The following is a 20,194-nucleotide window of genomic DNA, read 5'->3' on the forward strand; positions in this document are numbered from 1 at the left end:
GGCATCGCGGTGGGCGAACCGGTGAGGTTCGCTTTTAACGGCATCGGGGTGGGGTGAAATGGCGGACAGGGTGGGATTCGAACCCACGGTACGCTTTCACGCACACACGCGTTCCAGGCGTGCGCCTTAAACCACTCGGCCACCTGTCCTTTTTCAAATCTGCATGTTTTGAAGAATGCAAATCACTGGAACGGCGCGATATATACCGATGAATTCGCAGGGATCAACACGAATCTGACAGTTTTTTGAAATGTCGGCAATTTCCTGTGTTCCGATGCGATTGCAAACCGGTTTTCCCGCCTTTATCGATGCATTATAGATTTCAAAATATGGCTGTCTGACCGGCAGATCGTAAGCGAGGTGTCCCTGATGAAAGCTTTTTTGCGGTTTTTGAGCTTTCTTTTCCTCGTTGCGGCGGTTTTTCTGGGCGTGCTCGATTCGATCCGCTCGGTTTCCACATCCTCGGTCAACATCACCGGCATCCTGTCCGTCTGGAACTATCTTCTTCCTGCTTCCCGTACCATGGTGGAAGCGGCCATGGCTCACTATATTCACCCTGAAGCGTGGCGCTTCATTGAAAATGCCCTGTCGGCGGTGCCCGCATTTGCCGTTTCCCTGGCGCTTTCCCTGCTCTGCTGGATGGCGGGTTACAGGAAACACAAGGCGATGAGGCGTTTGTCGGCCTGACCTCGTGTCTGTCCAATTAGGCGCCCGCAGACGTGAACCATGAGAAGCGGCGGAACTGGCCGCATGGAGGACCGAATGTTCCTGTTCGATACGCTTTCAAAAAAAACGACGATGCCGACCGAAGAAACCGCCTTGCCCGGCCGTGAAGAGGCGCTTGCGGTGCCGGAAGCCCATTTCGTCAATGGCCGGCCCTTGAAGGGGCCTTATCCGGACGGACTTGAAACCATCTATCTCGGCATGGGCTGCTTCTGGGGTGCGGAACGGTTGTTCTGGAAAACGCCGGGTGTGTGGGTGACAGCGGTGGGTTATGCCGGCGGCTTCACCCGCAACCCCACCTATCAGGAGACGACGACGGGCCAGACGGGCCACGCCGAAGTGGTCAAGGTTGTCTACGATCCGGCCGTGATCTCGCTCTCGGGCCTGCTGAAGATATTCTTCGAGGAGCATGATCCGACACAAGGGATGCGGCAGGGCAACGATGTCGGCACGACCTACCGTTCCGCCATTTACGCGACGACGGAAGGGCAGTTGCAGCAGGCGCAGAAGGCGAGCGATGCTTTTCAACAGGCTTTGGACGAGGCCGGCCATGGCAGCGCCATCACCACCGAGATCGGGCCGCTGGAAAAGTTTTATTACGCTGAAGACTACCATCAGCAATATCTTGCCAAGAACCCTGGCGGCTACTGCGGCCTGAGGGGAACCGGCGTAAGCTGCAATATCGACTAGATTTTTTGCAGGTCGCCCCGGTGGAAAGACCAAAAAAGCGCCAGAATAAAGTTTTTCCACCGGGTCAAAAAAACCGGATGAATTTTTCATTGAGCCATGCAAGGATATGAGGCAAGCACAGCCGGGAAAACGGCTGGCGGTTCCGCAGACATTCCCGGTCAACGGGATTGCGGGAGGACCCTTAAAATATCAATTGCAACAACAGGGCTGCACAATGAAAAAATCCCTTCTGACGCTTTTTGCGCTCGCCGCAATGTCGGCTTCCGCGCTCGCCGCCGATATCAAACCGGCGCTGGTCTATGGCACGGGCGGCAAGTTCGACAAATCGTTCAACGAAGCCGCTGCGGCCGGCGCTGAAAAGTTCAAGGCAGAAACGGGCATCGAGTTCCGCGATTTCGAACCGACCAGCGACACGCAGGGCGAACAGGCCATCCGCAACTTTGCGAGCAAGGGCTTCAATCCGGTCGTTGCCGTTTCCTTCGCCTGGACCTCGGCCATGGAAAAGGTCGCAGCCGAATTCCCCGACACCAAGTTCGTCATCGTCGATTCCGTCGTCGAACTGCCGAATGTCCGCTCGGTCGTCTATAAGGAGCACGAAGGCTCCTATCTCGTCGGTCTTCTGGCGGGCATGGCCTCCAAGACCGGCAAGGTCGGCTTCATCGGCGGCATGGATATTCCGCTGATCCGTAAGTTCGCCTGTGGTTATGCACAGGGTGCCAAGGCTGCCAACGACAAGATTGAAGTCTTCCAGAACATGACCGGCACCACGGGTGCTGCCTGGAACGATCCGGTGCGCGGCGGCGAACTCACCAAGAACCAGATCGACCAGGGTGCGGACGTGATTTACGCGGCAGCCGGTGCGACCGGTATCGGCGTGCTGCAGACCGCCGCCGACAACAAGAAGTTCTCGATCGGCGTCGATTCCAACCAGAACCATCTGCATCCGGGTTCGGTTCTGACCTCCATGGTCAAGCGCGTCGATCTGGCCGTCTACAATGCCTACAAGGATGCCAAGGACGATAAGTTCACCCCCGGCATCGTTGCCCTCGGCGTCAAGGAAGATGGCGTCGCCTACGCGGTCGACGACAACAACAAGGCCCTGATCACGCCGGAAATGACCGCTGCCGTGGACAAGGCGAAGGCCGATATCATCTCCGGCGCCGTCAAGGTTCATGACTATATGGCGGATAATTCCTGCCCGAAATGATATGATATGTAACGGGGGCGCATGATGTTTTTCATCTTGCGCCCTTTTCATATCCAGCCTTCGGAGAGGTTTCGGTTTGAGTATGGACCCTGCAATCGAACTGGTGGGCATCGACAAGAAATTCGGTGCCGTTCACGCCAACAAGAATATCAATCTGACTGTCGCCAAGGGCACGATCCACGGCATCATCGGGGAAAACGGCGCCGGTAAATCGACCCTGATGTCGATCCTCTACGGCTTTTACCAGGCGGATGCCGGTGAAATCCGGGTGAATGGCACGCCCGTCGCGATCCGTGACAGCCAGACGGCCATCAATGCCGGCATCGGCATGGTGCATCAGCACTTCATGCTGGTGGAAAATTTCACCGTGCTGGAAAACGTCATGCTCGGCGCGGAAGGCGGCGCATCGCTCGCCAAGGGCCGGGCGGCGGCCCGCAAGGAGTTGCAGCGCCTCGAGGACGATTACGGTCTGGAAGTCGATCCGGATGCGGTCATCGAAGAATTGCCGGTCGGTCTGCAGCAGCGCGTCGAAATCCTCAAAGCCATGTATCGTGGCGCCGAAATCCTGATTCTCGATGAGCCGACCGGCGTTCTGACGCCGGCTGAGGCCGATCACCTTTTCAAGATCCTTGGCGTCCTGCGTGAGCAGGGCAAGACCGTCATCCTCATCACCCATAAGCTGCGCGAAATCATGGCGATCACGGATTCCGTCTCCGTCATGCGCCGCGGTGAAATGGTCGCGACCCGCAAGACCTCCGAAACCAGCGTCGAGGAACTGGCCGAGCTGATGGTTGGCCGCCGCGTGCTGCTCAGGGTGGAAAAGGGCGAGACGACACCGGGCGATGTTCTGCTCTCGATCCGCAATCTGACTGTCAAGGACAACCGCGGCGTCACCATGGTGGATGATGTCTCGCTCGATGTCCGTGCCGGTGAAATCGTCGGCATTGCCGGCGTGGCGGGCAATGGTCAGTCGGAGCTGCTCGAAGCCATCGCCGGCATCCGCAAACCCTATTCGGGAGAAATATGGGTGGATGGCCAGAAGGTGGACCGCCCCGATCCGGCAATTTTGCGCAGGCTCGGCCTCGCGCATATCCCGGAAGACCGCCACCATATGGGGCTGGTGCTGAAATTCGAGGAATATGAGAACTCCATCCTCGGTTATCACCGTGATGAGCGTTACGGCAAAGGGCCTTTCCTCAACCCCGAGGCCATCCGCAAGGATGCGGTCGAAAAGATCGAGAAATACGATATCCGCCCGCCGAACCCACAGCTGAAGACCGCCAATTTTTCCGGCGGCAATCAGCAGAAGATCGTCGTTGCCCGCGAAATCGAACGTGACCCGAAGATGCTGATCATCGGCCAGCCGACACGCGGTGTGGATATCGGCGCCATCGAATTCATCCATCGCCGTATCATTGAAATGCGCGATGCCGGAAAGGCGATTTTGCTGGTTTCTGTCGAACTCGATGAAATCCGTTCTCTTTCGGATCGGATCATGGTCATGTTCGCGGGCCGTGTCGTTGGAGAAAAAACGGCGGAAGCCGAAGAACAGACGCTGGGCCTGATGATGGCCGGCATCGCCGCATGAGGCATGAATGAGCACCGCTTCCGTTCCCCTACCAAACTGGATCAGCTACGGCCTGTTGCCGCTGCTGAACGTCGTCACCGCCTTTCTGATTTCCGGCCTCGTTGTCTGGTCCATCGGTGAAAGCCCGCTGGCGGCGCTGCGCCTGCTCATCGAAGGTGCGCTCGGCCGTGGCGACGCCATCGGCTTCACGCTGTTCTACACGACGAGCTTCATCTTCACCGGCCTTTCCGTCGCCGTGGCCTTCCATGCCGGCCTCTTCAATATCGGCTCCGAAGGTCAGGCCTATATTGGCGGTCTGGGTGCGGCGCTGGTGGCGCTGGCGCTTGATCGTTACGTGCCGTGGTATGTGACGATGCCTTTCGCCGTCATCGGTGCTGCGGTTTTTGGCGCGGCCTGGGCCTTCATTCCGGCATGGCTGCAGGCAAAACGCGGCAGCCACGTTGTCATCACCACCATCATGTTCAACTTCATCGCGGCTGCGCTGATGGTCTATCTGCTGGTGAATGTGCTGATCGTGCCGGGCAAGATGGCGCCGGAAACGCGCACCTTTCTGCCGGGCGGGCAATTGCCGAAGCTTGACTGGCTGATGGCGCTGTTCGGCCTCAAGCTCGGGCCGGCGCCGTTCAACGTCTCCTTCATCATCGCGCTGGTCATGTGCTTCCTCGTCTGGGTGCTGATCTGGCGTACCAAGCTCGGTTATGAGATGCGCACGCTCGGCATCAGCCCGTCGGCCGCCATCTATGCCGGCATTCCCTATGCGCGCACGGTCATCATCGCCATGCTGATTTCCGGCGGTCTGGCGGGCATGATGGCGCTGAACCCGGTCATGGGCGCTTCCGCCCGCCTGCAGGTGGAATTTGTCGGCGGTGCTGGCTTCGTGGGCATCGCCGTGTCGCTGATGGGGCGAAGCCATCCGCTCGGCATCATCTTCGCGGCATTGCTGTTCGGCATTCTCTATCAGGGCGGCGCAGACCTTTCCTTCGAGATGCCCAACATTACCCGCGAGATGATCGTGGTGATCCAGGGTCTGGTGATCCTGTTTGCCGGCGCGCTGGAATATATGTACCGGCCGGCGGTCGTCCGCATCTACCAGCGTTTGGCAAAGGGGTGAGCTGATATGGATTTCTTCGATATGCTGGTCAGCATCCTCGGCTCGACCGTCCGCCTCACCATCCCGCTCCTCTTCACCGCGCTCGCCGGGCTCTTTTCCGAACGCGCGGGCGTGTTCGATATCGGCCTTGAAGGCAAGATGCTGGCGGCGGCCTTCGCCTCCGCCTGCGTCGCCTATCTCACAGCGGACCCATGGGCCGGTCTGCTGGCGGGCATCACCGTCTCCATCCTCTTCTCGTTGATCCATGGTTTCGCCGTCATCACCAATCGCGGCAACCAGATCGTGTCGGGCGTGGCGCTGAACTTCATCGCCGCCGGCCTGACGGTGGTTCTGGGGCAAGCCTGGTTCGGGCAGGGCGGCCGCACGCCGCAATTGCCGTCCGAGGGCCGCTTTGCGCCGATCATCCTGCCGGGTGCGGATGCGATGCGCGAGGTGCCCTTCATCGGCCCGCTCTATGCCAATGTCATTTCCGGCAACAATATCCTCACCTATCTCGCCTTTCTGGCGGTGCCGCTGTCCTGGTGGGTGCTTTACCGTACCCGTTTCGGCCTTCGCTTGCGCGCCGTTGGTGAAAACCCGGGTGCGGTGGATACGGCCGGCATTTCGGTGACATGGATGCGTTTCCGCGCCGTCATCGTCGCCGGCTTCCTCTGCGGTTTTTCGGGCGCCTATCTTGCCGTTGCGCAGTCGGCGGCCTTCATCGCCAACATGTCGGCCGGCAAGGGCTATATCGCACTTGCGGCGCTGATCTTCGCGAAATGGAAGCCGGTGCCGGTCATGTTCGCCTGCCTGCTTTTCGGTTTTCTGGATGCCTTCGCCAACTTCATGCAGGGTAAATCCGTGCCCGGTATTGGCGAGGTGCCGGTGCAGATTTTCCAGGCCATGCCCTATATTCTGACCTGCATCCTGCTTGCCGGTTTCATCGGCGTCGCCAAGCCCCCCAAGGCCGGTGGCGTTGCCTATGCGAAGGAGCGTTAAATCCATGTCCCGAGATCCGATGTCCCATGCCCTGTTCGAGGCAGCGGTGGAGGCCATGGCCTTTGCCCACGCGCCCTATTCGAAATTTCCGGTCGGTGCGGCGATCCGCGCCGAAGACGGCAAGATTTACAAGGGCGCCAATATCGAGAACCTCTCCTTCCCGCAGGGCTGGTGCGCTGAACCTTCCGCCATCAGCGCCATGATCATGGGTGGGGCGAAGAAGATCGACGAAATCGCGGTCATCGCCGAAAAGCTTGCTCTCTGCCCACCCTGCGGCGGCTGCCGGCAGAAGATCGCCGAATTCGCGACGCCGGACACGAAAGTCTATCTCTGCGACGAAATCGGCGTGCAGAAGGTCATGACCATGGAAGAGCTTTTGCCCTTCAGCTTCAAGACAGAGCTGCCCTGATGCCGGATATGCTGATCGATATTCTGGTGGAGCGCCTGAACGGCCTGATGCCGCGCGTCGCCATCGTCCTCGGCTCGGGCCTCGGTTCGCTGGTGGAAGACGTCAGCGATCCGATACGGGTGCCCTATGCCGAACTTCCCGGTTTTCCCGCAAGCGGCGTTTCCGGCCATGCGGGTGAGCTGGTGGCGGGCTATCTTGGTGGTGAGCCGGTCATGATGCTCTCCGGCCGGGTGCATTATTACGAAAAGGGCGATCCGTCCGCCATGCGCGCGATCATCGGGGCGCTGGCCGGCCTCGGCGTGCAGTCGCTCATCCTCACCAATTCGGCAGGTTCGGTCAGGCAGGATATGCCGCCCGGCTCGGTCATGCAGATCACCGATCACATCAACTATTCCGGCATGAACCCTCTGATCGGCGAGGAAAGCGACCGCCGCTTCGTCGGCATGACCACCGCTTACGATCCCGATCTGATGCTTGCCATGCGCAACGCCGCCATCCGTGCCACAGTGCCTTTGTTCGGCGGTGTCTATATGTGGTTTTCCGGCCCGAGCTTCGAAACACCGGCGGAAATCCGCATGGCGCGGCTGCTGGGGGCGGATGCCGTTGGCATGTCCACCGTGCCGGAAGTCATCCTTGCGCGCTTTTTCGGGATGCGCGTTGCCGCCGCATCGGTTATTACCAATTACGGTGCCGGCATGACCGGCGCGGAACTGAGCCATGAAGAAACCAAGGATATGGCTCCCGTGGGCGGCAAGAGGCTTGCCGCCATTCTGAAGGAAATGATCGCAGGAGGAGCGTGACCATGGAACTCCAGCGTCCGCGCGAAGCGGCTGCCCTCACCCTGTCCTTGCTGGACCTGACCAATCTCAAGGAAGACTGCACGCCACAGCAGATCGCCGCTTTGTGCCAGCGCGCGCATACGGAATATGGCAATACGGCCGCAATCTGCATTTGGCCGCGCTTCGTGGCGCAGGCCCGTGCAGCCTTCGGAAAGGACCATGCTATCCGCATCGCCACGGTCGTCAATTTTCCTTCGGGCGATCTCGACATCGCGACCGTAGTTGCGGAAACCGAGGCGGCGATCCGCGACGGCGCTGACGAAATCGATCTCGTCATTCCCTATCGCAAATTCATAGCCGGCGATGAAACGGCGGTGTCCACCATGGTGGCCGCCGTTCGCAAGGCCTGCGCAGCACCCGTGCTGCTCAAGGTCATTCTTGAAACCGGCGAGTTGAAGGACAAGGCGCTCATCCGTCGCGCATCGGAACTCGCCATTGCCGAAGGGGCCGATTTCATCAAGACCTCGACCGGCAAGGTCGCCATCAACGCCACGCTGGAGGCAGCCGACATCATGTTGCAGGCGATCCGCGACAGCCGGCAGAAGGTGGGCTTCAAGCCCGCCGGCGGCATCGGCACGGTGGAAGACGCCACGCTTTACCTCAGGCTTGCGGAAACCATCATGGCGCCCAACTGGGCCATGCCGTCCACCTTCCGTTTCGGGGCTTCCGGTGTTCTCGATGATGTGCTGAACGTGCTGGCCGGCGGCGAGCCCGCCAAGGCCGCCAGCGGATATTGAACTTGATCCCGCAGGAAATCATCCGCCGCAAACGCGATGGCCTGTCACTTGAGCCGCAGGAGATTGCCGCTTTCATAGAGGCGCTTTCAAAAGACGGCATCTCGGAAGGGCAGGCGGCTGCCTTTGCCATGGCGGTGTTCTTTCGCGGCATGAACCGGGATGAGATGGTGGCGCTGACGCTTGCGATGCGCGACAGCGGTGAGGTCCTGTCCTGGAGTGATCTCGGCAGGCCGGTGGCGGACAAGCACTCCACCGGCGGTGTTGGCGATAATGTCTCCCTGATGCTCGCCCCCATCGTTGCCGCCTGCGGTCTCGCCGTACCGATGATTTCCGGCAGGGGCCTTGGCCATACCGGCGGCACGCTGGACAAGCTGGAAGCGATCCCCGGTTACAACGTCATGCCGGAGGAGGCGTTGTTTCGCCGGACGGTAAAGACCGTCGGCTGCGCCATCATCGGCCAGACGGGCGATCTCGCTCCCGCCGATAAACGCCTCTATGCCATTCGCGATGTGACCGCGACGGTCGATTCCATACCGCTGATCACGGCCTCCATCCTGTCGAAAAAGCTTGCGGCCGGGCTGCAGACGCTGGTTCTGGATGTGAAGGTCGGCAACGGTGCTTTCATGCAGAGCGTCGAGGATGCCCGCAATCTGGCCCGCGCGCTGGTCGATGTGGCGAATGGCGCAGGCCTGCCGACAACGGCGCTGATAACCGACATGAACCAGCCGCTTGGCGATGCCGCCGGCAATGCGGTCGAAATCGTCAATTGTCTGGATTTTCTGGCCGGCCGCGAGGCTGGCACCCGTCTTGAAAAGGTCGTCCTGTCCTTTGCGGCGGAAATGCTGATGCAGGCGCAAAAGGCGGCCACGCTGGAGGAAGGAGAGGCGCTGGCGTCAGCTGCGCTCTCCTCCGGCCGGGCGTTGGAAATCTTTGCGCGGATGGTTTCGGCACTCGGCGGCCCATCGGATTTCGTTGAGCATCCGTCCCGTTATCTGCCCTCTGCGCCGGTCATTCGTCCGGTTCTGGCGGAGCGCAGCGGTTTGCTCGCCTCCTGCGCCACGCGCGATCTTGGTATGGTTGTCGTTGAACTCGGTGGCGGCAGAAAAAAGCCATCGGACACGATCAATCCTTCCGTCGGTATCTCGGACATCCTGCCGCTCGGTGCGAAAGTGGAAAAGGGCGAGCCGATCGCCACCGTTCATGCCGCTTCCAGCGACGAAGCGGAACATGCCGTGAAAAGGATAGTGGCCTGCTACGGAATTGCTGACAGCGCGCCTGAGATTGGTGCGCCCGTTCTTGAGCGGATCACCTGACCAGCCTCATCTCGCCGCCCGATACCTTGAAGGACGATAGTTGTTTCAGGAAGCTCATGCCGATCAGCATGTTGCCGAGCGCATTGTCCTTCAGCACCATGGCGTCGACATTCTGAACCCGGATAGCGCCGATCTCCACGCGGTCGAGTTTCACATAGGCGGCCATGGTCTGGCCATTGGCCGTTGAAATCGCATATTTAAAATCGAGGCTGTTGACGCCGTAACCGAGCCGACGCGCAATCGTCTCGTTGATGGCGACCATGGAAGCGCCGGTATCGACAAGTCCGTCGAAGGACTTGCCATTGATGCGGAAGGTGGCGTTGAAGTGGCCGCGGGCATCCGCTTTCAGATTGACGCCGCCAAGGGAGACGGACTCCGGCTTGGCCGCTTCGGGTCTGGCTTCCGCTTTCTCGATGCTTGCTTCCGGGCGCGGCTGAAATTTTTCCACCAGAGCCGGAATCTGCGTCGCACCGACCGAAAGACCAACAAGCAGGAAAATCGCACGCGCCAGCAAGTCGTTGCTCCTCAAAGGGCAGGGTTATTCTTGCCGAGAATAGACGTAAAACATGCTGAAATCTTAAAAGAAAAAGCCACCCGCCGCTTATCGGGCGGCGAATGGCTCAAACGGTTAAGCGATGATGAACGGCGTTATTTGGTGCCGTACATCCGGTCGCCGGCATCGCCGAGGCCCGGAACGATATAACCCTTCTCGTTCAGATGGCTGTCGATCGCGGCGGTGTAGATATGCACATCGGGATGCGCTTCACGGAAGTTCTTGATGCCTTCGGGCGCCGCCAGCAGACACAGGAAGCGGATGTTCTTCGCACCGCGCTCCTTCAGCTTTTCAACGGCGGCGATGGAGGAGTTGCCGGTCGCGAGCATCGGATCGACAACGATGATAAGGCGCGCATCGAGGCTTTCCGGAGCCTTGAAGTAATATTCGACAGCCTCCAGCGTGTCATGATCGCGATAAACGCCGATATGGGAAACACGCGCCGAAGGCACGAGCTCGAGCATGCCTTCCAACAGGCCGTTGCCGGCGCGCAGGATGGAGGCGAAAACCAGCTTCTTGCCTTCGAGCACGGGGGCCTCGATGGTTTCGAGCGGCGTATCGATGGTTTCCATCGTCATCTCAAGGTCGCGCGTCACTTCATAGCAGAGCAGCGTCGAAATTTCCCTGAGCAGGCGGCGGAAGCCGGCCGTGGAAGTTTCCTTCTTGCGCATGATGGTAAGTTTGTGCCGCACCAGCGGATGTTCGATGACTGTGACGCCGTCCATGAAACTGGCCTTCCTTTTATCTTATGCCCTGTAATTCACCGAAAGTGCGTTTTTCGCAAGCCTTCTTCGCGGTTTTACCCCCGCGAACCGCAGCGTCAGGCGCCAGCGAGTTTCGCAAGCAGTCGCGCACGTGTTTCCTCGTCCAAGAAGGCGCATTCCAGTGCGGTCCGCGTCATACGGTCGATCTCGGCATCGCTGAAGCCGAACTCGTCCGCAGCCAGCGCATATTCCCGTGCAAGCGACGTGAAGAAGAACGGCGGATCGTCGGAACTGATGCAGACGCGCACCCCGGCGTCGCTCAGAGCTTTCAGCGGGTGGCTGGCAAAATCAGGATAGACGTTGAGAGCGATATTCGAGCCGGGGCAGACTTCCAGAACCGTTCCCGCCTCGGCCAGCCGGGCGATAAGACCGGCATCTTCGATGGCGCGCACGCCATGCCCGATGCGGGACGGTTTGACGAGATCGAGCGCATCGGTAACGCTTTCCGGTCCGCAAACCTCGCCGGCATGAATGGTCAGCCCAAGGCCGGCATCGCGGGCGATGTCGAAGGCGCGTGCATAATCGGCGACGCGGCCCATGCGCTCTTCGCCGGCCATGTTGAAGCCCGTCACCAGCGGATGTTGGGCGCGTGCCGCATATTCGGCCGCGGCGATTACCCGCTCCGGGCCGAAGTGGCGCTCACCGGTGACGATGATGCGGGTTTCGATCCCCGTCTTTTCCCTTGCGATGCGGATGCCTTCGGCAATGCCGGCCAGATAGGCGTCGGCACCGAGCCCGATGCGGTCGCCGTGATCGGGCGAAATGATCAGTTCGCTATAGATCGTATTGGCTTGCGCAAGTTCGGTCAGATAGGTTTCAGTCAGGACGGCATAATCCTCATCCGTCTTGAACACCTGCGCCACCGCGTCATAACAACGGATGAATTCGGCGAAATCCGACCAGACATATTGGCCGTCCCGCAGAAAGCCGCTGGTGTCGATGCCGTATTTCTCCGCCTGTTTCGCGACAAGGGCGGGCGGGGCCGCACCTTCGATGTGGCAGTGAATTTCCGCTTTCAGCAAATGCGATGTCAAATGAAGCTCCTGCCGTGAGAACCGGCCTCGATGCCAAGATGGTGGGCGATGCTTTCGCCGATATCGGCGTAGCTTGAACGGATGCCGACGTCACGCGAGCGAATGCCCGGCCCGAATGCCATGATCGGCACCCTTTCCCGTGTATGGTCCGTGCCCCGCCATGTGGGGTCGCAGCCGTGATCGGCGGTCAGAAGGGCGATGTCACCCGGCGCCATCTTGCGATGAATTTCGGGGATTCGCGCATCGAAGGCCTCAAGGGCGGCGGCGTAACCGGCAACGTCGCGGCGATGGCCATAAAGCATGTCGAAATCGACGAAATTGGTGAAGACGAGATCGCCGTTTTCAGCCTCGTCGATAGCCTGCAACGTCGCATCCATCAGGGCGCTGTTGCCATTTGCCTTGATGATGCGGGAGACGCCCTGATGGGCGTAGATATCGCCGATCTTGCCGATGGCGTGCACTTTTCGGCCGGCCTCCACAAGCCTGTCGAGCAGGGTCGGCTCCGGCGGCAGAACGGAGAAATCGCGGCGGTTGCCGGTGCGTTCGAAAGTCGCGACCGTTTCGCCGATGAAGGGGCGGGCGATGACGCGGCCGATATTCAGCGGATCGAGCAGCTTGCGCACCGTCTCGCAGAGCGCGATGAGGCGCTCCAGGCCGAAATGCGTTTCGTGCGCGGCGATCTGGAAAACGGAATCGGATGAGGTGTAGCAGATCGGTTTACCGGTCCTGATATGTTCTTCGCCGAGCGCAGCGATGATCTCGGTGCCGGAAGCATGGCAATTGCCGAGAATGCCCGGAATATCTGCCTCCCTGCAGATCGCTTCCACCAGTTCCGGCGAAAACGCATCGCCTTCCGTCGGGAAATATCCCCAGTCGAAGGTGACGGGCGTAGCGGCGATCTCCCAATGACCGGAGGGTGTATCCTTGCCCTTGGAGATTTCGCTGGCGGAACCGTGCAGGCCGAAAATGCGCTCCGGCGGTTCCATGCCGGCGGGAACGTCGCCGCTTGCCTGCCGCGCAATCTCCAGCAGGCCGAGCGAACACATGTTCGGCAGTTTCAGCGGACCGGAGCGAAGGCCCGCTTTGTCGGCAGCGCCCGCTGCACAGAATTCCGCGATATGGCCGAGCGTGTTTGCGCCAAGATCGCCATAGCGCTCCGCGTCGGGCGCGCCGCCGACGCCAAAGGAATCCAGAACGAGAAGAAATGCTCTTGCCATAACTCACCGAAACAAAATGCGCCGACGGGCAATGTCAGGCCGAACTGTCGTTATAGATCAGCAAAACGTGAAGAAGGAAGTGCTTTTATGAACCATCCGGTAAAACCGGCTGTTCAATCCTCTTCCCGGTTCGGTTTGGGGGCGTTGAGGTTGCGCAGGACGTACCAGCCGGCCGCAACCACCATGGCCGCCAGAATATACCACGTAACGGCATAGGAGAGGTGGTTGTTGGGAAAGGTGAGCATGGTCTTGCCGCCGACCGGCAGGCCGCCCGGATTGGGTGTCGCATCGGCATCGACATAGAACGGCGCGACATCGGAAAGGCCCGATGCCTGCGAGATTTGCGGGATGTTGCGGGAATACCAGCGGCCATTTGCCGGATCGTTGGTGCGCAGGAAAAGCCCGCCGGTTTCGGGCGCGCGCATCAGCCCGACGATCTCGACGTTTCCGGCCGGTTCGCCTTCCTGGCGGGAGGACGGGTCGCGCCTGTCGGACGGCACGAAGCCGCGATTGACGATAATGCTGGAGCCATCGTCCCGCTTGAGCGGCGTCATCACCCAGTAACCGGGGCCGAGGTCCGTGACCGTATAGACCTGAACCTCCTTGTCATTGAGGAAGGTGCCGGACAGTTTCACACGGCGATATTCGTATTCCGCCGGATTGCCGAGCGCCGGCCATTCTTTGGCGGCAGGGGCGTCGACGGGATCGGCATGGGCGCGGGCTTCGACCCGTTCGATAAGATCGAGCTTCCAGGAAAGGCGCTTGACCTGCCATGTGCCGAGCGCGAGCAGCAGGCCCGTCAGAACAACGGTCAGGAACAGGACGACGATGGCCGCAGGGCGGATGCGCCGGTTATGGGGTGTGGTCTCGCTCATGTCACGGTCCTTGCGAAGCGCGCCCGGCAGAAACCGGTCTGCTTTGGCGGGTTTCCTAGAGCATTTCCAGGAAAAGTGGAACCCGGTTTTCCGTCCGGAAATGCGCCAAAACAAAGAGTTAGAGTGTTTTCGCGATTCGAAGAAAAGCGAAAAAACTCTGGCACCCGGATGCGCTTCTTCCAGCAAATAACCCCATAAATCGCACCAGGATTCATGGGGTTATGTGTTGGCGCGAAGGCGGCCCGCCGGAAACCCGGCAGGCCGTAGGTCTCTGCTGCTCAGGGCAAGTTTTTCACATCCTCGATGTGCAGCGGCATCATGTTCTTGTTCATGTTGTACATGACCCAGAGCGAGCCGGAGAGCGTGATCAGGAGTACCACGACGGTGAAGATCAGCGCCATGAAGGTCCAGCCGCCTTCGGACTTGGTGTCCATGTGCAGGAAGTAGATCATGTGCACGAAGATCTGGATGACGCCGAGACCCATGATGGCGATGACCAGCAGGGTCTTGTTTTCAAGAACGTCGCCCATGACCAGCCAGAAGGGGATCGCCGTCAGGATGACCGACAGGACGAAGCCGATCATGTAGCTCTTGAAGGTGCCATGGCTCGCGCCATCATGGTGATGATGGTCGTCGCCATGCGCGTCGTGATGTGCGTGTGCTTCGGAACTCATCAAAGAACTCCCATGAGGTAAACGAAGGAGAAGACGCCGATCCAGATGACGTCAAGGAAGTGCCAGAACATCGACAGGCACATCAGGCGGCGCTTGTTTGCCGCGATCAGGCCGTGCTTGGCGACCTGGAACATCAGCGTGACGAGCCAGATGATGCCGAAGGTGACGTGCAGACCGTGCGTGCCGACCAGCGCGAAGAAGGCCGACAGGAACGCCGAACGCTGCGGACCGGCACCTTCCGCGATCAGGTGATGGAACTCGTAGAGTTCGACGGCGAGGAAGGCGAGGCCGAAAAGGCCGGTCACACCCAGCCAGACCAGCGTGGCCTTTACCTTCTGCTTTTCCATTTCCAGCATGGCGAAGCCATAGGTAATGGAGGAAAAAAGCAGGAAGCCGGTATTGATCGCCACCAGCTTCAGGTCGAACAGGTCGGCGCCGGAAGGGCCGGCCGCATAGTTGCGGCCGACAACGGCATAGGTGGCAAACAGCGTCGCGAAGATGAGGCAGTCGCTCATCAGGTAGAGCCAGAAGCCCAGCGAGGTGCCGTTCTCCGGGTGATGGTCTTCCTTCAGGTAGAAGACCGGTGGTTCAGCGCCGTCGACGCTTTGTGCAGGTGTATGAGCCATATTCGTCACGCCTGTTCCGCGAGCAGCTTCGTACGTTCCGCCTCGACCGTCGAAACGTCGGAAGCCGGAATGTAATAATCGCGATTGTAGTTGAAGGTATGGGCGATGGAGACCGCGATGATGGCGAGCATCGACAGAGCCGCAAGCCACCAGATGTGCCATACCAGGGCGAAGCCGAGAACCACGCTGATGGCGCTGATGATCACGCCCGCGCCGGTGTTCTTCGGCATATGGATCGGGATGAAGCCTTCCTTGGGACGGTTGTAACCGCGCTTCTTCATATCCGCCCAGGCGTCGACATCGTGGATGACGGGCGTGAAGGCGAAGTTGTAGGCGGGCGGCGGCGAAGACGTCGACCACTCCAGCGTACGGCCGTTATAGGGGTCGCCGGTCACGTCACGCAGCTTGTCGCGCTTCAGGAAGCTGACGATGAGCTGGATGACGAAGGAGGCGATGCCGAGCGCGATCAGGAAGGCGCCGAAAGCGGCGATCACGAACCAGATCTGGAGGGAATTATCCTCGAACTGGCTGATACGGCGGGTGATGCCCATCAGGCCGAGGATATAGAGCGGCATGAAGGCGAAATAGAAGCCGATGAACCAGAACCAGAAGGACAGCTTGCCCCAGAACGGATCGAGCCGGTATCCGAAGGCCTTCGGGAACCAGTAGACGATACCCGCAAGCACACCGAACACGACGCCACCGATGATGGTGTTGTGGAAGTGGGCGATGAGGAACAGCGAGTTGTGCAGCACGAAGTCCGCCGGCGGAACGGCGAGGAGAACGCCGGTCATGCCGCCGATGACGAAGGTGATCATGAAGCCGATGGTCCAGAGCATCGGAACGTCGAACTTGATGCGGCCCTTATACATGGTGAAGAGCCAGTTGAAGATCTTGGCACCCGTCGGGATCGAGATGATCATCGTGGTGATGCCGAAGAAGGCATTCACGCTTGCGCCGGAACCCATGGTGAAGAAGTGGTGCAGCCACACGATATAGGCAAGGATGGTGATGACGCCCGTGGCGTAGACCATCGAGGCATAACCGAAAAGGCGCTTGTTGGAGAAGGTCGAGACGATTTCCGAGAAGACGCCGAAGGCCGGCAGCACCAGGATGTAGACTTCGGGATGGCCCCAGATCCAGATGAGGTTGACGTACATCATCGGGTTGCCGCCGAGATCGTTGGTGAAGAAGTTGGTGCCAACGTAACGGTCGAGGGTGAGAAGCGCGAGCGTGCCGGTCAGGATCGGGAAGGAGGCCACGATCAGGATGTTCGAACACAGCGATGTCCAGACGAAGATCGGCAGGCGCATCATGGTCATGCCAGGCGCGCGCATCTTGATGATCGTCACGATCAGGTTGATGCCCGATAGCGTCGTTCCCACACCGGCGATCTGCAGACCCCAGATATAATAATCGACCCCGACGCCCGGGCTTCCATCGATGCCGGAGAGCGGCGGATAGGCCAACCAGCCGGTCTGCGCATATTCACCGATGAACAGCGAGATCATGGTGATGACGGCGCCGGCCGTGGTCATCCAGAAGGAGAAGTTGTTGAGGAAGGGGAACGAAACGTCGCGTGCGCCGATCTGCAGCGGCACGACGAAGTTCATCAGACCCGTGATCATCGGCATGGCCATGAAGAAGATCATGATGACGCCGTGGGCCGTGAAGATCTGGTCGTAATGGTGCGGCGGAAGGTAACCTTCCGATCCGCCAGACGCGATCGCCTGCTGGACACGCATCATGATGGCATCGGCGAAGCCGCGCAGCAGCATGACCAGAGCCAGAATGATGTACATGATACCGATCTTCTTGTGATCGATGCTCGTGAACCATTCATTCCAGAGATAGCCCCAGAGGCGGAAATAGGTGAGGGCGCCGACGACGGCGATACCGCCCAGAGCCACGGCCGCGAAGGTCGCGACGAGAATGGGCTCGTGAAGCGGGATGGACTCCCATGTCAGCTTCCCGAACAGGAACGACGTTTGATCGGAATTGACGATCATTTTTAGCCTCTTGCGATTCTAAGACATAAGATCGGCGCAGCCATTGGCCGCGCCGCATAATGCCGGGACGTATCCGTCAGCCAGCGACTTGTTTCGTTTCCGGCAGCGCCGCAGGCTCGAAAGTCTGTCCTTCGAGCGCAGCCGGAGTGGATTGGGGACCGCTGGCGACGCCAAAGGGCGCAAGCGGCGTGCAGACGACGGAGTTCAGCGCCTTGGCGATATCGATGCCTTCCTTGCCGCCGCCGCCATTGGCGTCGATATGCATCATGTCACGCATGCAGAGCTTGTTGGGCTCGACGCAGCGGTTGAGGATGGCGCTGTAGAGTTCGGGATCGACCGAAGCGAAATATTGTACCGGCTCGCGCTCGGAAGGCTTGGCGAATTCCAGATATTCCTGACGGCCGAAGCCCTTGCCGCCCTCTTTCGCCTTGGCAACCCACTGGTCGAAGCCCTGCTGGCTCAGGCCATGGAACTTGAAGCGCATGTGGGAGAAGCCGGGGCCGGAGAAGTTGGCCGAGAAGCCGTCATAAACGCCTTCCTTGTTGATGACCGCGTGCAGCTTGGTCTGCATGCCGCCCATGGCGTAGATCTGGCCGGCGAGCGCGGGCACGAAGAAGGAGTTCATCGCCGTCGTGCCGGTGATCTTGAAATTGATCGGAACATCGACCGGAGCGGCGAACTCATTGACGCTGCCAATGCCGAGTTCGGGATAGAAGAACAGCCACTTCCAGTCCATGGCCACCACTTCCACCGTGATCGGTTTGACATCGGCGGTCACCTGGCGGTTCTCGTCGATACGCTCCAGCGGGCGATAGGGGTCGAGACGGTGAGTGGAAATCCAGGTGACCGTGCCGAGCATCAGGATGATGGCGACCGGAGCCGACCAGATCACCATTTCAAGGCGCGTGGAGTGGTGCCACTCGGGATCGTAATCCTCGGCCTTTGCCGATTCCCGATACTTCCATGCGAAGAAAAGCGTCAGGACGATGACGGGGACGATGATCAGCAGCATCAAGACCGTGGACGTGATGATAAGATCGCGCTGCTGGATGGCGACGTCGCCCGAAGGGTTCATCACCACGAGGTTACAGCCGCTGAGCAGCAGCAGAGCCGGGATTGCCAGAAGGGCGGACGGGAGTTTTTTGATCATGCGCACGTTCTTTGAACTCGTACAGTTTGGATTATGCCGCGAATAATTGCCGAACATCATTTTTCAAATGAGGTATATTGTCGCGGTGCAGCGAAACCTTCGCGATGCACCATGTCTCGGGCAGAGCTGCGTTTAAGGACGGAGCACGTGCATTATCGCATGGTCAGCTGACTGGGCAACCCTTTATTGCCAAACTTCAATTGACGTTACGTAGGGTGCGTGTGACAATCCGTCGCATCGTAACGCAACGGAAGAGGAGTCGGCGCGTTACAGGAAATGGTTCGTCCATGACGCAGGAGGGATATTATGAGTTATACGAATGCTGCTCCATCCTTTGGGCAGGCGCCGGAGGCGAACGGAAATGGGGCCGGTCCCGTTAAGGTCGATCCGGATCGCATCACGATTGCGGTCATTCTTGCGAGAATGACGGAATTCTTTGACTTTTTCATCTATGCCATCGCTTCCGCGCTCGTTTTCCCCCACGTCTTCTTTTCTTTCGTCGACCCGCTGACGGCGACGCTCTATTCCTTCGCGGTTTTCTCATTGGCCTTTATCGCAAGGCCGATCGGCTCGCTGATCTTCCTCCAGATCGACCGCAAATTCGGGCGAGCCGTGAAGCTGATGGCGGCCCTCTTCACGCTCTGTGGTTCCACCATGGCGATCAGCTTTCTTCCGTCCTATGCGGAAGCGGGCATGCTTGCCCCCTGTCTTCTTGCGGTATTCCGCATCGGCCAGGGCCTTGGGCTTGGCGGCGCATGGGACGGTCTGGTTTCGCTGCTCGCCATGAATGCACCGCAGAAACAGCGCGGCTGGTACGCCATGATGCCGCAGATCGGTGCGGCCATGGGCTTCGGTCTCGCCAGCGCCTTTTTCATTGTCTTCGTGACGCAGCTTTCCAATGCGGAATTCCTCGCCTGGGGCTGGCGTTTCCCGTTCTTCGTGGCGCTGGCGCTGAATGTTCTCGCGCTTTTCGCCCGCCTGCGTATGATCGTGACGCCGGAATTCCAGGCCATGCTGGAACAGCACGAGCTGGAACCGCGCCCCATGTTCAAGATGCTGCGTTCGCAGTTTCCGGTGGTCGTCACTGGAGCGTTCGTGCCGCTGGCGAGCTTTGCGCTTTTCCATCTCGTCACGGTCTTCCCGCTGAGCTGGGTTTCGCTCAACACCAGCCAGCGCGTCTCGGACTTCCTGTTCGTGCAATTCGTCAGCGCCATCATTGCGGGCGGAATGATCGTGGTCTCCGGTATTCTGGCCGACCGGATCGGCCGGCGGAAGCTTCTCGCCATCGCGGCGGTGCTGATCGGCCTTTTCAGTCTGGTTGCGCCGGTTCTTCTTGGTTCCGGTGATATTGGCCGTTACCTCTTTGTGCTGATCGGCTTTTCTCTGCTTGGCCTGTCCTTCGGGCAGGCGGGCGGCGCGCTTGCTTCCCGCTTCAGCCGTGAGTACCGCTATACCGGCGCATCGCTCACCTCGGATATTTCCTGGCTAATCGGCGCCGGTTTCGCGCCGCTCGTCGCGCTCGGATTTTCGTCCAAATTCGGCCTTTTCGCGGTTGGCATTTACCTGATGTCGGGTGCGCTCTGCACGCTGATAGCCCTCTGGTTCAGCCGCACGCTGGACATGCCTTCGGAGTGATCCGGGCAATTTAAAAATCCCTGCAGCCATCGCGCCGCGGAATCCTGTCGGATTTCGCGGCG

At 59.7% G+C, this 20,194-nt stretch carries 20 protein-coding genes and 1 tRNA gene; 11 read left to right on the forward strand and 10 right to left on the reverse strand.

Annotation, left to right across the window (positions count from 1 at the left end):
* Window positions 1-59 precede the first annotated feature (59 nt).
* A tRNA-Ser gene (locus tag ACQZ5K_RS00295) sits at window positions 60-149 on the reverse strand.
* Between the two features lie 220 nt (window positions 150-369).
* Between ACQZ5K_RS00295 and ACQZ5K_RS00300 the strand changes: the two genes are divergently transcribed.
* The 10 genes from ACQZ5K_RS00300 (at window position 370) to deoA (ending at window position 9,595) form a co-directional block, all read left to right on the forward strand.
* A complete protein-coding gene (locus ACQZ5K_RS00300; RefSeq protein WP_059758969.1) occupies window positions 370-687 on the forward strand; it encodes a hypothetical protein in 318 nt (105 codons plus the stop codon).
* Between the two features lie 75 nt (window positions 688-762).
* Complete coding sequence (msrA, locus tag ACQZ5K_RS00305; RefSeq protein ID WP_020812546.1) at window positions 763-1,413, forward strand: peptide-methionine (S)-S-oxide reductase MsrA; 651 nt, start codon at window positions 763-765, stop codon at window positions 1,411-1,413.
* 214 nt (window positions 1,414-1,627) lie between these two features.
* Window positions 1,628-2,620: a BMP family lipoprotein gene (locus ACQZ5K_RS00310; RefSeq protein ID WP_003524348.1), complete on the forward strand. Its 993-nt coding sequence runs from the start codon at window positions 1,628-1,630 to the stop codon at window positions 2,618-2,620.
* An 82-nt stretch (window positions 2,621-2,702) separates the two neighbouring features.
* Window positions 2,703-4,208, forward strand: a complete 1,506-nt coding sequence (locus ACQZ5K_RS00315) for an ABC transporter ATP-binding protein (RefSeq protein WP_448739606.1) — start codon at window positions 2,703-2,705, stop codon at window positions 4,206-4,208.
* Window positions 4,209-4,215: 7 nt separating this feature from the next.
* Window positions 4,216-5,319, forward strand: coding sequence for an ABC transporter permease (locus ACQZ5K_RS00320; protein WP_065654766.1), 1,104 nt, complete (start codon window positions 4,216-4,218; stop codon window positions 5,317-5,319).
* A gap of 6 nt (window positions 5,320-5,325) precedes the next feature.
* Complete coding sequence (locus ACQZ5K_RS00325) at window positions 5,326-6,297, forward strand: ABC transporter permease (RefSeq protein WP_003493080.1); 972 nt, start codon at window positions 5,326-5,328, stop codon at window positions 6,295-6,297.
* A 19-nt stretch (window positions 6,298-6,316) separates the two neighbouring features.
* Window positions 6,317-6,706: a cytidine deaminase gene (locus tag ACQZ5K_RS00330; RefSeq protein ID WP_448739607.1), complete on the forward strand. Its 390-nt coding sequence runs from the start codon at window positions 6,317-6,319 to the stop codon at window positions 6,704-6,706.
* Entirely contained in the window at window positions 6,706-7,506 is an 801-nt protein-coding gene (locus tag ACQZ5K_RS00335) for a purine-nucleoside phosphorylase (protein WP_003524354.1), read from the forward strand. Before ACQZ5K_RS00330 ends, ACQZ5K_RS00335 begins: the two co-directional genes overlap by 1 nt.
* A 2-nt stretch (window positions 7,507-7,508) precedes the next feature.
* Window positions 7,509-8,282 (forward strand): deoxyribose-phosphate aldolase, encoded by a 774-nt coding sequence (gene deoC / locus ACQZ5K_RS00340; RefSeq protein ID WP_448739352.1) that lies wholly within the window; start codon window positions 7,509-7,511, stop codon window positions 8,280-8,282.
* A complete protein-coding gene (gene deoA, locus ACQZ5K_RS00345) occupies window positions 8,279-9,595 on the forward strand; it encodes a thymidine phosphorylase (RefSeq protein WP_448739353.1) in 1,317 nt (438 codons plus the stop codon). Before deoC ends, deoA begins: the two co-directional genes overlap by 4 nt.
* On the opposite strand, the gene ACQZ5K_RS00350 is transcribed toward deoA, so the two are convergent.
* The 9 genes from ACQZ5K_RS00350 to cyoA form a co-directional block, all read right to left on the reverse strand.
* The gene (locus tag ACQZ5K_RS00350) at window positions 9,588-10,109 is read right to left on the reverse strand and encodes a TIGR02281 family clan AA aspartic protease (protein WP_448733161.1); all 522 of its coding nucleotides are present in this window, start codon (window positions 10,107-10,109) and stop codon (window positions 9,588-9,590) included. The two genes, deoA and ACQZ5K_RS00350, sit on opposite strands and share 8 nt — an antisense overlap.
* A gap of 134 nt (window positions 10,110-10,243) precedes the next feature.
* Window positions 10,244-10,873: a uracil phosphoribosyltransferase gene (gene upp / locus ACQZ5K_RS00355; protein WP_003524359.1), complete on the reverse strand. Its 630-nt coding sequence runs from the start codon at window positions 10,871-10,873 to the stop codon at window positions 10,244-10,246.
* A gap of 95 nt (window positions 10,874-10,968) precedes the next feature.
* Window positions 10,969-11,946, reverse strand: a complete 978-nt coding sequence (locus ACQZ5K_RS00360) for an adenosine deaminase (protein ID WP_448739354.1) — start codon at window positions 11,944-11,946, stop codon at window positions 10,969-10,971.
* Window positions 11,943-13,163, reverse strand: coding sequence for a phosphopentomutase (locus tag ACQZ5K_RS00365; protein WP_448739355.1), 1,221 nt, complete (start codon window positions 13,161-13,163; stop codon window positions 11,943-11,945). Before ACQZ5K_RS00365 ends, ACQZ5K_RS00360 begins: the two co-directional genes overlap by 4 nt.
* Before the next feature lie 113 nt (window positions 13,164-13,276).
* Window positions 13,277-14,038: an SURF1 family protein gene (locus ACQZ5K_RS00370; RefSeq protein WP_448739356.1), complete on the reverse strand. Its 762-nt coding sequence runs from the start codon at window positions 14,036-14,038 to the stop codon at window positions 13,277-13,279.
* A 278-nt stretch (window positions 14,039-14,316) separates the two neighbouring features.
* Window positions 14,317-14,712 carry a cytochrome o ubiquinol oxidase subunit IV gene (gene cyoD / locus ACQZ5K_RS00375; protein WP_003514416.1) on the reverse strand — a complete coding sequence of 132 codons (396 nt, stop codon included), beginning with the start codon at window positions 14,710-14,712 and terminating at the stop codon, window positions 14,317-14,319.
* Window positions 14,712-15,338 (reverse strand): cytochrome o ubiquinol oxidase subunit III, encoded by a 627-nt coding sequence (gene cyoC / locus ACQZ5K_RS00380; RefSeq protein ID WP_448739357.1) that lies wholly within the window; start codon window positions 15,336-15,338, stop codon window positions 14,712-14,714. The genes cyoD and cyoC overlap by 1 nt, the downstream gene beginning before the upstream one ends.
* A 5-nt stretch (window positions 15,339-15,343) precedes the next feature.
* The gene (gene cyoB / locus ACQZ5K_RS00385; RefSeq protein ID WP_003524365.1) at window positions 15,344-17,347 is read right to left on the reverse strand and encodes a cytochrome o ubiquinol oxidase subunit I; all 2,004 of its coding nucleotides are present in this window, start codon (window positions 17,345-17,347) and stop codon (window positions 15,344-15,346) included.
* A 76-nt stretch (window positions 17,348-17,423) separates the two neighbouring features.
* Window positions 17,424-18,497 carry a ubiquinol oxidase subunit II gene (gene cyoA / locus ACQZ5K_RS00390; RefSeq protein WP_003524366.1) on the reverse strand — a complete coding sequence of 358 codons (1,074 nt, stop codon included), beginning with the start codon at window positions 18,495-18,497 and terminating at the stop codon, window positions 17,424-17,426.
* 306 nt (window positions 18,498-18,803) lie between these two features.
* On the opposite strand from cyoA, the gene ACQZ5K_RS00395 reads away from it, so the two are divergent.
* Entirely contained in the window at window positions 18,804-20,132 is a 1,329-nt protein-coding gene (locus ACQZ5K_RS00395) for an MFS transporter (protein ID WP_020812534.1), read from the forward strand.
* Window positions 20,133-20,194 lie beyond the last annotated feature (62 nt).

This window comes from Agrobacterium sp. 22-226-1 (assembly GCF_053522345.1).